Annotated in this window: 9 protein-coding genes and 1 pseudogene; 3 read left to right on the top strand and 7 right to left on the bottom strand. The window is 72.8% G+C overall.

Annotated elements, in window-relative coordinates:
- Window positions 1–74 precede the first annotated feature (74 nt).
- Window positions 75–1,121 carry a LacI family DNA-binding transcriptional regulator gene (locus IEZ19_RS02720; RefSeq protein WP_189309309.1) on the top strand — a complete coding sequence of 349 codons (1,047 nt, stop codon included), beginning with the start codon at window positions 75–77 and terminating at the stop codon, window positions 1,119–1,121.
- Window positions 1,122–1,253: 132 nt separating this feature from the next.
- Window positions 1,254–2,690 (top strand): aldehyde dehydrogenase family protein, encoded by a 1,437-nt coding sequence (locus IEZ19_RS02715; protein WP_189309308.1) that lies wholly within the window; start codon window positions 1,254–1,256, stop codon window positions 2,688–2,690.
- Between the two features lie 51 nt (window positions 2,691–2,741).
- On the opposite strand, the gene trxA is transcribed toward IEZ19_RS02715, so the two are convergent.
- The gene (gene trxA, locus IEZ19_RS02710; protein ID WP_189309307.1) at window positions 2,742–3,122 is read right to left on the bottom strand and encodes a thioredoxin; all 381 of its coding nucleotides are present in this window, start codon (window positions 3,120–3,122) and stop codon (window positions 2,742–2,744) included.
- Window positions 3,123–3,241: 119 nt separating this feature from the next.
- On the opposite strand from trxA, the gene IEZ19_RS02705 reads away from it, so the two are divergent.
- Window positions 3,242–4,675: a dihydrolipoyl dehydrogenase family protein gene (locus IEZ19_RS02705; RefSeq protein ID WP_189309306.1), complete on the top strand. Its 1,434-nt coding sequence runs from the start codon at window positions 3,242–3,244 to the stop codon at window positions 4,673–4,675.
- A gap of 99 nt (window positions 4,676–4,774) precedes the next feature.
- On the opposite strand, the gene IEZ19_RS02700 is transcribed toward IEZ19_RS02705, so the two are convergent.
- The 6 genes and pseudogenes from IEZ19_RS02700 to IEZ19_RS02670 all read right to left on the bottom strand — a co-directional run bounded on the left by IEZ19_RS02700 (window position 4,775) and on the right by IEZ19_RS02670 (window position 12,690).
- Window positions 4,775–5,419, bottom strand: coding sequence for a peptide deformylase (locus IEZ19_RS02700; RefSeq protein ID WP_189309305.1), 645 nt, complete (start codon window positions 5,417–5,419; stop codon window positions 4,775–4,777).
- A gap of 175 nt (window positions 5,420–5,594) precedes the next feature.
- Entirely contained in the window at window positions 5,595–5,942 is a 348-nt protein-coding gene (locus IEZ19_RS02695; protein WP_189309491.1) for a tetratricopeptide repeat protein, read from the bottom strand.
- A gap of 503 nt (window positions 5,943–6,445) precedes the next feature.
- Window positions 6,446–6,877 (bottom strand): annotated as a pseudogene (locus tag IEZ19_RS02685) (MarR family winged helix-turn-helix transcriptional regulator); the annotation flags it as partial.
- Window positions 6,878–7,114: 237 nt separating this feature from the next.
- Window positions 7,115–8,335, bottom strand: coding sequence for a cytochrome P450 (locus tag IEZ19_RS02680; protein ID WP_229839862.1), 1,221 nt, complete (start codon window positions 8,333–8,335; stop codon window positions 7,115–7,117).
- Between the two features lie 32 nt (window positions 8,336–8,367).
- Entirely contained in the window at window positions 8,368–9,591 is a 1,224-nt protein-coding gene (locus IEZ19_RS02675; RefSeq protein WP_189309304.1) for a cytochrome P450, read from the bottom strand.
- Window positions 9,592–9,633: 42 nt separating this feature from the next.
- On the bottom strand, window positions 9,634–12,690 hold the full coding sequence (locus tag IEZ19_RS02670) for an amino acid adenylation domain-containing SDR family oxidoreductase (protein WP_189309303.1): 3,057 nt from the start codon (window positions 12,688–12,690) through the stop codon (window positions 9,634–9,636).
- Between the last annotated feature and the right edge of the window lie 39 nt (window positions 12,691–12,729).

Raw genomic sequence — 12,729 nt, 5'->3', positions numbered from 1 at the left:
CGCATCGCGGCCGAATTCGTCGAACCGTGAACCACCTTCCCCCGGCTGCAGGGGCCTGCCCGGCCTCTGCCAGGATGCGGTACGTCATGGTGCAGATCCCGAACACGCCTCCGCCCGCGTCGCCCGCACCGCGCTCCGTGCCCACGAGCGCCGATGTGGCCCGCCTGGCCGGTGTCTCGCGCGCGACCGTCTCGTACGTCCTGAACAACACCAGCGCGGTGCGCATCAGTGAGCCCACGCGCCGCCGTGTCCACGAGGCCGCCGAGGAACTCGGGTACGTCCCGCACGCGGCCGCCCGCACTCTGCGCGCCGGACACAGCCGGATGGTCCTCATGCCCGCGCCGGCCGTCCCGGTCGGGCCGCTGTACGGCCAGTTCATCAACGAACTCCAATGGGCCCTCGGCAGGCTCGACTACACGGTGGTGCAGCACGGCAGCGTAGGACTGCACGGCGACGAAGCCGCCCGCGCCTGGGCCGAGTTACGCCCGGTCGCCGTCCTCGTGCCCGGCATCGGACTCGGCCCCGAGGGGGTCGCCGTGCTCAAGCGGGCCGGTGCCCGGGCCGTGGTCACCGTCGGCCCCGCACGTGTCGAGGGCGCGCATGCCCTGCTGATGGACCACGGCAGCGTCGGCCACTGCGCCGGGTCCCACCTCCATGCCCGCGGCCGCCGACGTATCGGCGTCGTCGTCCCCCAGGAGCCCGGGCTGGAGGCCTTCTCGCGGCCACGCCTCGACGGCGTGCGCCGGGCCCTGTACGGCACGGACGCCTCGGTGGCCGAGCTCCCCCTCGCCTTCGACGAGCGGGCCGCCGCGGAACTCGCCGCACGCTGGCGGGAGTTGGGCCTCGACGCGGTGTTCGCGTACAACGACGAGTACGCCATGCTCCTGATGTGCGCTCTCCAGGACGAGGGCATCCGCATCCCCGACGACACCGCTGTGGTCGGCGCCGACGACCTGATGATCGGCCGGCTGCTGCGGCCCCGGCTCAGCACCGTCCACATCGAGCTGCCGTCCGGCCGCGATCTCGCCGACCTCGTCGACCGCGCGGTGCGCGACCCCGACGCCACACCCGAGGCCCACAGGGTGCTGGGCGCGTCCGTGGTGGCCCGCGACTCCAGCTGAGCCGTACGCCCTGCGCACCCTTGCGCGCACCGGCGCTCAACCGCCCCTGCGCGCCTAGGATGTTGCACGCTCGATCAACGGCTCGCAGTTGCCGTGAGCCGTGCAGCCCCGGTGATCGATCGGAGAGCCGTCATGCCGCTGCTCGACCCGAAGACCTGGCAGTCCCGTGCCCTGTCGGGCCCCGAGTACACCGTCATCGAGCCCGCCACCGGCGAGGCGCTCGGCACGGTCACGCTCGCCGCGCCCGAGGACGTCCACAGCGCCGCGCGGGACGCCCGAGCCGCCCAGCGCGCGTGGGCCCTCGCCCCGCACTTCGCCCGGGCCGCCGTGCTGCGCAGGGCCGGTGATCTGTTCGCCGCGCAGGCAGGCGAACTGCGCGAGTGGATCGTCCGCGAGTCCGGCTCGGTTCCGGGCAAGGCGGACTTCGAACTGCACGTCGCCGCCCAGGAATGCTACGAGGCCGCGGCCCTCGCCTCCCGCCCGGCGGGCCAGGTCCTGCCGAGCGAGGCGCCCCGGCTGTCGTACACCCGCCGGGCGCCCGTGGGCGTCGTGGGCGTGATCTCGCCGTTCAACGCACCGCTGATCCTGTCCATCCGCTCGGTCGCCCCGGCCCTGGCGCTGGGCAACGCGGTCGTCCTGAAGCCGGACCCGCGCACCGCGGTATGCGGCGGGCTGTCCCTGGCCGCCGTGTTCGCCGAGGCGGGCCTGCCGGAGGGCTTGCTGCATGTGCTGCCGGGCGGTGCCGAGGTGGGACAGGCACTGGTCACGGACCCGCAGGTGCCCGTCATCTCCTTCACCGGGTCCACCGCCGCGGGCCGCGCCGTCGGCGAGCTGGCCGGACGTCATCTCAAGCGGGCGCACCTCGAACTCGGCGGCAACTCGGCCATGATCGTGCTGGCGGACGCGGACCTCGACGCGGTGATCTCCACGGCAGCCTGGGGCTCGTTCTTCCACCAGGGCCAGATCTGCATGACGACGGGGCGGCACCTGGTGCACGCCTCCCTCTACGGGGAGTACGTCGAGCGGCTCGCCGCCAAGGCCGACTCGCTCGCCGTCGGCGACCCGCACCGCGGCCAGGTGCACCTCGGTCCGGTCATCGACGAGGGTCAGCTGGCCAAGGTGCACGAGCTGGTCGGGGCGAGCACCGCCGCCGGCGCCAAGCTGGCCGCCGGCGGCACCCACGACCGGTTGTTCTACCGGCCGACAGTTCTCGCCGGCGTCGACGACGACACCCCCGCCTACGCGGAGGAGGCGTTCGGGCCGGTCGCACCCGTGCGTTCCTTCACCACCGCCGACGAGGCCGCCGCGCTCGCCGCCGACAGCCCCTACGGACTCTCCCTGGGCATCGTCACCCGGGACGCTGCCCGGGGCCTCGACCTGGCCGAACGCATCCCGACCGGCATCGTGCACATCAACGACCAGACGGTGAACGACGAGGCCGTGGCGCCCTTCGGCGGGGTCGCCGCGTCCGGCACCGGCGCCCGCTTCGGCGGTGAGGCCAATGTGGAGGCCTTCACCGATGTGCGCTGGACGACGGTGCGCCCGGACGTGGCGCCGTACCCCTTCTGAGAGGTACCCCTTCCGCGTGACCAGCCGCATCTGCGGGGCCGGCCGCCGGGGTTACTCGCCCTCGGCCTGTGCCTGCTGGGCCGCGACCGCCTTGCGGACCTCGTCCATGTCCAGCTTCCGGGCCTGCCCGATGACGTCCGTGAGGGCGGCCTCGGGCAGGGCGCCCGGCTGGGCGAACACGGCGACCTGGTCCCGGACGATCATCAGCGTCGGGATCGACTGGATACCGAAGGCGGCCGCCAGTTCGGGCTGTGCCTCGGTGTCCACCTTGCCGAACACCAGGTCCGGGTTGTCCTGCGCGGCCTTCTCGTAGACCGGGGCGAACATACGGCACGGCCCGCACCAGGACGCCCAGAAGTCGATCAGGACGAACTCGTTCTCCGTGACCGTCTGGTCGAAGTTCTCCTTGGTGAGCTCCACGGTGCTGCTCATGGGTGATTCCCTCTTCCTGATGTGGGAGCGAAGCCGTGGGCACAACACGGCCGCCCGGGTACGTATTCCGCGCACGTACCCGTGTGGCCACCGGGCACACCACCCACCAGACTGATGCCATGACGGAAACGGAAACCATCGCGTACGACGTCGTGGTGCTGGGGGCGGGGCCCGTGGGGGAGAACGTCGCCGACCGCACCCGTGCGGCCGGCCTCGCCACCGCGGTCGTGGAGAGCGAACTGGTCGGCGGTGAGTGCTCCTACTGGGCGTGCATGCCCAGCAAGGCGCTGCTGCGCCCGGTCATCGCCCAGGCCGACGCACGCCGCCTGCCGGGCCTGCGCCAGGCCGTGCAGGGCCCCCTCGACGCCGCCGCGGTGCTCGCACGCAGGAACTACTTCACCTCGGACTGGCACGACGACGGCCAGGTCCAGTGGCTGGACGGCATCGGCGCCGACCTGTACCGCGGCCACGGCCGCCTCGCCGGACCCCGCCAGGTCACCGTGACCGGCCCCGACGGCGACGTCACGACCCTCACCGCCCGGCACGCGGTCGTCGTCGCCACCGGCAGCCGCGCGCAACTGCCGGGGCTGCCCGGGCTCGCCGACGTCAAGCCCTGGACCAGCCGGGAGGCCACCAGCTCCCAGACCGTCCCCGGCCGGCTGATCGTGGTGGGCGGCGGTGTGGTCGCCACCGAGATGGCCACCGCCTGGCAGGCCCTCGGCTCCCAGGTCACCGTCCTGGTCCGCGGCAAGGGACTGCTGTCCCGCATGGAACCCTTCGCCGGTGAACTGGTCGCCGAGTCGCTCACCGAGGCGGGCGCCGACGTACGCACCGGTACCTCCGTGGAGTCGGTGACCCGTGAGAACGGCACCGTCGTGGCCGTCACCGACGCGGGCGACCGCCTCGAGGCCGACGAGATCCTGTTCGCCACCGGCCGCGCCCCTCGCACCGACGACATCGGCCTCGAGACCGTCGGCCTGGAACCGGGCTCCTGGCTGCCGGTCGACGACAGCCTGCGGGTCACCGGCATCGAGTGGCTGTACGCCACCGGCGACGTCAACCACCGTGCCCTGCTCACCCACCAGGGCAAGTACCAGGCGCGCATCGCGGGCAACGCCATCGCCGCCCGTGCCTCCGGCGTCCCGCTCCTGGAGACGGACCCGTGGGGCGCGCACGCGGCGACCGCCGACCACCACGCCGTCCCCCAGGTCGTCTTCACCGACCCGGAGGCCGCCGCCGTCGGCCTCTCCCTGGCCGAGGCGGAACAGGCCGGACACCGGGTGCGGGGCGTCGACGTCGAGTTCTCCTCCGTGGCCGGCGCCGGACTCTACGCCGACGGCTACAAGGGGCGCGCCCGTATGGTCGTCGACCTGGAGCAGGAGATCCTGCGCGGGGTCACCTTCGTCGGCCCGGGCGTCGGCGAGCTGATCCACTCCGCGACCGTCGCCGTCGCCGGACAGGTCCCGATCAGCCGACTGTGGCACGCGGTTCCGTCCTACCCGACGGTCAGTGAGGTGTGGCTGCGGCTCCTCGAGGCCTACCGGGACCAGTGATCCGGCCGGTGCGGTTCCCCGCGCGCGGCACAGGAGCGCGCGCGGAACCGCACCGGCGGCCCGGGCTCCAGGGCTACGACAACTCGACGGCCTCGGCGGCTACGGCAGCTCGAAGTCCAGTGCCGTCGCGGCCTGTTCGGGGGTCGGCTGGGTCCAGAACTCCGCCATGGCCGCGTTCGACGACAGCGAGCGCAACTCGGCGCGGTCCAGATAGAGCATCCCGTCGAGGTGGTCCGTCTCGTGCTGGACGATGCGCGCGGGCCAGCCGGAGAACACCTCGTCCACCGCGCGGCCCTGCTCGTCCTGGCAGCGCAGCCGCACCTGGGCGTGCCGGGCCACCACGGCCTGCCAGCCCGGCACGCTCAGACAGCCCTCGAAGAACGCGGCCCGGCCGCCGCCGACCGGTTCGTACGACGGATTGACCAGCACCCGGAACGGCTGCGGCACCCGGCCGCGGGCCTCCCGCACCTCGTCCGGCACCGGCGCCGGGTCCTCGATCACCGCGATCCGCAGCGCCACTCCGACCTGCGGCGCGGCAAGCCCCACTCCCGGTGCCTCGTGCATGGTGCGGCGCATCGCCTCGACGAACCGGGCCAGCAGCGCCGGCTCCAACTGACCGTCGTACGGCTCGGTGCCGCGCCGCAGTACCGGGTCGCCGGCCGCGATGATGGTCAACGGGCCGTCACCGGCGAGGAGTTCCTCGACGCGTGCGGCAAGGGGCGTGCGATCACTGGGGGATGCCATCGCGTCAGCATGCCATGCCGCCGCCCACGGCCTCGAAGAACCGTGTGCCGCAGCGTGTTCCGGCACGGCACCGCCGGAGGACAACCGGTTGCGTCGTCGCCCTGCCGCCGACCGGCACGGCCGCATGACGAGGGGCCCGGTTCCTCCCGGAACCGGGCCCCTGGGCTGTCGCCGCTCAGGCGTCCTGGAACTCGCCCGCGAGCGCGGAGGCGATCTTCAGATGCGACTCCGCCTCCTCGTGCCGGGCCTGACGCTGCAGCGTGCGGCCCAGCATCAGCCGGGCGTAGTGCTCCACCGGGTCGCGCTCGACGATGACGCGCAACTCTGCCTCGGCGCGAAGCAGTTGGGCGGAGTGGTAATAGGCCCGCGCCAGCAGCAGCCGGGGTCCGGTCTGCTCCGGCACCTCCTCGACCAGCCCGACCAGCACGCGCGCCGCGCCCGCGTAGTCCTTGGCGTCGAAGAACTGCTGCGCGCGCTCCCAGCGCTCCGCCGCGGTTCCGTGGTCGTAGTACGTCATGTCCACTCGTGACCTCCTTCGACGCGAACAACGGAACCCGTTGGTTGAATATTCCACTACCTGTCGGGCTTCCAGGGCCGCCAGTTCGGCGTCGGCGCGCTCCGTGACGAGGGCCGGCACGCGGCCCATGACGGCCCGGTCCTGCTCGGAGATGCCCGCGTAGATACGGGCGGTGACCGGCGCGGTCGCGGTGGCGACCCTGGCGTACAACTCGCGCCCGGCGTCCGTGATGCCCAGGCCGGACGGCTCGTGAGACACCAGCAGGCCCGCCGTGATCAGTTCCCCGACGGTGCTCTCGACGTCGGCGGGGTCGGCCTTGAGGGCGGAGACGACTCCGGCGACGAGTTGCGCGCGCTCCACCGGTCCGTCCGCGACGGCGGCGAGCCGCAGGGTGACGTTCTGCTGGAAGGTGAGGCCGTACGACGCCAGCACGCGCTCCAGGACCGCGTGTGACGCGTAGTGGGCCAGGGCGATGACGCGGGGGTCGACGACGGGTGCGGTGGTGGTCGTGACTGCTCCGTCTCGCTGTCCGTCGTGCCGAACGGATCGAGTGGTGCGTCGAGCAGGGTCGTGAGGTCTCGCATGAACTCCCGCGTCCGCGCGCTGTCCAGTCCGCCGAGCGGCGCCAGGAGCTGCTGGAGGAGCCCGTGCACGGCCTCGATCGCCCGTCGGGTGAGCTCGCGGCCCTCCTCGGTGAGTGCGAGCTGCACGGCGCGCGGATCGCGCGGGTCCTTGGTGCGCTCGAGAAGGCCGGCGGACTCCAGGCTGCGGGCCAGCTTGGAGACGTACAGGGCGTCGAGTCCGGTGTGGTCGGCCGGCCGCCGCTGGCTGGGCTGCTCGCCGGAGCGCTGCATGCCGTACAGCGACGCCACCAGTGAGTACTGCGCGTGCGTGAGACCCGGCGGGGCCACCGCGCGGTCGACGGCGACCCGCCACTTCATCGACAGCCGCCACACCAGAAATCCAGGCGTGGCCCCTTCGGAAACCTACGTGATCCTGGTCAATGCGAGGCAGGTCAAGAACCTGCCCGCCGCAAGACCGACGTTTCCGATGCGGCCTGGCCGGCCCAGCTCGGCGCCCAGGGCTTGGTCAGGCCGTCGTTCGTGCTGACCAGCCTGCGTGCGGGGGGTGCCTACGGTCCGCCGGACGTGCAGTGGGCGGCTGCGGCAAGGAGCCGGTCACCACCTGACGGGGAGGGTGAGCGGTGACTTGCTCGGTGACTCGTCCTCCCAGATGGGGTGGTGGTCTTCGGCCAGGCGCAGGTTCGGGAGGCGGTCGAACAGTGCCTCCAGGCACACGGCCATCTGGGCCCGTGCCAGGTGGGAGCCGATGCAGTTGTGCGCTCCGCGGCCGAAGGTGAGGTGCGGGTTGTCCGCGCGGCACAGGTCGAGCCGGTCGGCGTCGGTGAACACGTGCTCGTCGCGGTTGGCCGCGGCGAGCACGGGCAGCACGGCGTCGTCGGCGCGGATGGTCCGGTCGTGCAGCTCGATGTCCTCGACGGCCTGGAGGACGACGACGCCGTTCAGCACCGGTACATAGCGCAGGAGTTCCTCCACCGCGCCCGGCATGAGGTCGCGCTGGTCGCGCAGGCGTGCGTACGCGCCGGGCAGGGCCAGCAGGGTCAGCACGGCGTCGGCCAGGAACATGGTGCTCGTGCGGTAGCCGGCGACCAGCATGGACAGCCCGAAGCTCACCGCGCTCTCGTGGTCCAGAGCGCCGCGCTCGCACTCGTCGACGAGCCGGGTGAGCATGTCGTCGCCGGGCTCGCGCCGCTTCCGGTCGAGCAGTGAAGTGATGTACTCGCGCAGTTGGGAGGTGGCCTCGCGGCCCTCCTCCAGCGTGAGGATGGCCCCGAGCGCGGCGTCCGCCCTGGGCAGGAAGTAGTCGCTGTCCTCGTAGGGGATGCCGACGAGATCGCACATCACCATGACGGGGAAGGGCTCGAGGAACCGGACGACCAGGTCGCCGGGCTGGTCGCTGCCGACGAACGGATCGAGCAGCCGGTCGGCCGACCGCCGGATGCGCGGCAGCCGGCTCCGCACGGACCGCACGCTGAACGGCTCGCTCAGGGCCCTGCGCAGAGCGGCGTGCCGGGGGCCCTCCAGTTCCATCATCGTGACCAGGCCCGGTTCGTCACCGGGGACATGGCCGGGGCGGGGCGGCCAGTCGGTGATGCTCGGCCTGATGAGCCGGGCGTCGGCGATCAGTTCCTTGACGTCTTCGTAGCGGGTGGCGTACCAGGCGGTGGCGCCGAACGGCAGCCTGACCCTGGCCAGGGGGCACTCCTGGCGCAGCCGGCGGTACTCCTCGGGCGGGCCCATGGTGCCCGGCGGCGGGAGCGGCAGTTCGATGACGGGCACGTCGGGCATGTCGACGACAGGTTCCGGCGTTGTGTTCACGGGTGTACCTCCCCTGGTGCCTGCGGGTCGGCTCACCAACTGACCGGGAGGGTCAGTGGTGACTTGGTGACGGACTGGTCGTCCCAGAGGGGTTCCTGCCCCTCGGCCGGACGCAGTTGTGGGAAGCGGTCGAGCAATGCCTCCAGCCCGACGGTCAGTTCGGCGCGAGCCAGGTGCGCGCCGACGCAGTTGTGGGTTCCCCGGCCGAAGGCGAGGTGGGGGTTGTCCGCGCGGCACAGGTCGAGCCGGGCGGCGTCGGCGAACACGCTTCCGTCGCGGTTGGCGGAGGCCAGCACGGGGATGACGGCGTCGCCCTCGCGGATGGTCTGCCCGCCCACCTTGATGTCCTCGGTGGCCAGCAGCAGCACGGTGCCGTTCATCACCGGCATGTACCGCAGGAGTTCCTCCACCGCGCCGGGCATGAGCTCGCGGTGGTCGCGCAGGCGGGCCCACTCGTCCGGCCGGTGCAGCAGGGTGTGCACCGAGTCGGCCAGGAAGAAGCCGCTGATGCCGAAGCCGACCGTGAGCATGGACAGCCCGAAGGCCGTCACCTCCTCGCCGGTCAGTGTCCCGTCCTCGCACTGGCGGACCAGCAGGCTCAGGACGTCGTCTCCGGGCCGGCTCCGCTTCCGCGCGATCAGTTCGGCGACGTACGCGCGCAGCAGGTCGGTGACCCTGCGTCCCTCCTCGACGGTCACCATGCCGTCGAGGGCCGCATCCAGGACCGGCAGGAACCAGTCTTGGTCCCGGGAGGGGATGCCCACCAGGTCGCACAGCACGAGCAGCGGGAACGGCTCGGTGAACCCGGCCACCAGGTCGCCGGGAGGACCGCTTTCCGCGAACTCCTCCAGCAGCCGCTCGGCGAGTCCGCGGACGCGCGGCAGCCGGTCTCGGACGGCTCCGGAGCTGAACGCCGAGGCCACGGACCTGCGCAGCGCCAGGTGCCGGGGGCCGTCCAGTTCCGCCATGGTGACCAGGCGCGGCTCGTCGTCCGCGGCCGGGCCGGGCCGGGGCGGCCAGTCGTTGATGGTCGGCCTGATCAGCCGGGGGTCGGCGAGCAGCGTCCGGACGTCCTCGTACCGGGTGACGTACCAGGCGGTCGCGTCCATCAGCAGCCCGACCCTGGCCACGGGGCGGCCCTCGCGCAGCCGCGCGCACGACTCAGGCGGCCCCATGGTGCCCGGCGGCGGGAGCGGGAAGTCCAGGACGTCCGCCTCGGGGCCGGGTGCCCGCGCGCCGGGTGGCTGTGGGGTCATGCTCGCTCCTCCGCTGAGGTGGCGTTGACTACGGGCGCTCGACTACGGGCGCTCGATGTAGCCGGTGGCGTAGAAGTACTCCAGGTAGCGGTCCAGCAGTGCCGCGTCGACGGGCGGGCAGCGCAGCCCGGTGCCGGCCAGGTCACGCTCGACGTGGTCCCGCCCGACGGCCGGGAAGGTGCCCTCGAAGTACATCTCCTTGACGGACATGTCCGCCTGCTTGCAGCGGTCCACGCACAGGGAGACGAACGGGGCGGTGGGGCTCGTGGGGTGCTGCGCGACATGGCGGACGAGGTCGTCCACCCACTCCTCGTAGGGGAGCCGCCGGATCCGGTGCCCGCCCGCGTCCATCCGGTCGAGCATGTCGCGCAGGCTCGCCGGGCGGGGGTTGGTCATGTGGTAGGTCCGGTGGGTGGCGCGGTGCGCGGTGGCGATGTGCACCACCGCCTCGGTCAGGAAGTCCACCGGGACGAAGTCCAGCGGCAGCGGGATGTCGGGGGCCAGCCCGGTCTCGGTGATCGTTTTGAACAGCGAGCAGATCGCGGTGTCGGTGTTGCACGCGCCGGTGCGCCGGTCGCCGGTGATCTCGTACGGCCGGTGGACCGCCACCGGCAGGCCCTGCCCCGCGGCGTCGCGCAGCACCTCCTCGGCCACCCACTTGCTCTCGGCGTAGCCCATGGTGAGCTGGTCGGCGTGGTCGAGCGGCAGGTCCTCGTCCACGTGCCGTACGCCGGCGGTGCCGAAGCCGGCCAGCACCGCGATGGTGGAGAAGAAGTGCACGGGCACGGCACGTTCGGCCGCCAGGCGCACGAGCTGCCTGGTGCCCTCCACGTTGGTGCGGCGCAACGCCTCGTACGGGTAGAGGAAGTTGACCTGTGCGGCGGCGTGGATCACCAGGTCGAGGGCGTCGGCCAGCTCCTCGGCGCGGCCCGGTTCCAGACCGATGCCGGGCTCGGCGAGGTCCGCGGGGAAGCACACGACACGGTCGGCGGCCTCCCTGGTGGCGAGGCCGAAGCGGGCCAGGTTCCGCATCACCTTCTGCCGGGCGTGCGCGGCGTCGCGGCTGCGCACCGGGCAGTGCACCCGGGCGCCGGTGCGACGCAGCAGGCGGTACAGCAGGAAGGCGCCGAGGAATCCGGAGGCGCCGGTCAGCAGCACCTCCCGGGGGTGCCGCCAGTCCGGTTCCGGACCGCGCGGCGGCGGCAGGACGAAGCCCAGCCGCGACTCGGCGCGGAAGTCCATGGCGCCGGCGTCGGGGGCCGCCTGAGCCCGCCGGTCCTCGACGGAGGTGAGGGCGGCGACGGCGGCGGTGAAGTCCTCCAGGATGGGGGAGCGCAGCAGACTGTGGACCAGGGTGCGGCCGTGCCGGGGGTCGAGGTGGAAGGCGGCCAGTGTGCGGGTGACGACCTCGGCCGCGAGCAGGGAGTCGCCTCCGATGTCGAAGAAGCTGTCACCGGGCGCCGGGCGTACGCCCAGCACGACCTGCCACACCTGCGCCGGCGACTCCTGCGAACCCGGGCCGGTGCGCTGCCCGCGCGCCGGGGCGGTGTCCGTGGCCGCCTGCAGGCGCAGCTGGCGGCGGTCGACCTTGCCCCCCGCGGTCACCGGGAACCGCCCTACCTCCACCAGCCGTGCGGGCACCGCGGGCGCGGGCAGCCAGGCCGTGAGACCGCCGCGGATGCGGTCCAGCGGCAGCGCCGGGCCGGGCCGGGCCGGTGTCACGTACCCGATCAGGCTGTCGCCTTCCAGTTCGACGACGGCCTCGCCGACCGCGTCGTCCGCCCGCAGCCGCGCCTCTATCTCGTCCGGTTCGATGCGGTGCCCGCGCAGTTTGATCTGCCGGTCCACCCGCGCCCGGTACTCCAGCACGCCGTCCACGCGCCGGACCACCCGGTCGCCGGTGCGGTAGAGCCGCGTACCGGGCTCGAAGCGGTTCTCGACGAAGCGCTCCGCGGTCAGCTCGGGGTCGCCGAGATACCCCAGTGCGAGCCCGTCCCCGCCGACGAGGAGTTCGCCCTCCTCACCGGCGTCCGCGAGCGAGCCGTCCGCCCGCACCACGTAGCAGGTGGAGTTCTCCAGCGGCCGGCCGATCGGCACCGCCGTCGCCTCGGGAGGCAGACCTTCCACCAGGTGCGCGGTGGAGACCACGCTGTTCTCGGTCGGACCGTAGAAGTTGACCACGGTGGTGTCCGGGCAGGCGGCGAGTATCGCGCGGGCCAGCTCCGGGTCCATCGCCTCGCCGCCGGCCGAGGCGAACCGCAGGGACCGCAGCGCCGACGGCCTGGTGCGCCCGATGTGGTGGAACACTCCAGTGGTCAGGTAGGCGATGCTGACCCGCTCGGACAGCAGCCGGGACTCCAGGGCGGCCGGTGACAGCAGCTCCTCCTGATCGGCGATCACCACGCAGGCACCGGCGAGCAGCGAGGACCAGATCTCTATCGTGGAGGCGTCCGAGGAGAGGCCGTAGGCATGCAGCACCCGCTCACCCGGCCGCGGCCGCTGCCACACCAGATCGGAGGCGGCCAGACGGACCACGCCGCAGTGCGGGACCGCCACGGGTTTGGGCCTGCCGGTCGAGCCGGAGGTGAACATCACGTAGGCGCAGTCCCCAGGCAGTACCCCGGTCCCCGGGAGCGCGACCGGCGCGGCCGGCGCCGACCCGTCCAGGGCGATACGGGTACGCACCCGCCGGATGCGGCAGAGACTGCCGGGCAGCGTCACCACGGTGTGGACTCCGGCGTCCTCCGCCATCGCCTGTAGCCGCCCGGGCGGGGAGGCGTCGTCGAGCGGGACGTACGCCGCACCGGTCTTGAGGATGCCCAGAAAGGCGACCAGCGCTTCCGGCGACCGGCCCCCGCACACGCCGACCCCGTCACCGCGCCGCACCCCGGAGCCGAGGAGCCGGGCGGCCAGCGCGTCGGAGCGGTCCTTCAGCTCGCCGTAGCTCATGCTGCGGCCGTGCTGTACGGAGGCGTTCGCCCGCGGGCGCAGCGTGGCCTGGGCGTCGAACAGCTCATGCAGACAACGGTCGCGGGGGTACCACACCGTCCCCGCGTTCCACGCCGGCGCCATCGGAAGCGTCACCGTGTCAGTGACCATCGGGATGTCCTGTCGGTGCTGCACGTGAACCACCCGCCG

It is taken from the genome of Streptomyces brasiliensis (genome assembly GCF_014647875.1).
GTDB classification, from domain to species: Bacteria; Actinomycetota; Actinomycetes; order Streptomycetales; family Streptomycetaceae; genus Streptomyces; species Streptomyces brasiliensis.
This window is presented reverse-complemented; position numbering and strand designations above follow the sequence as displayed.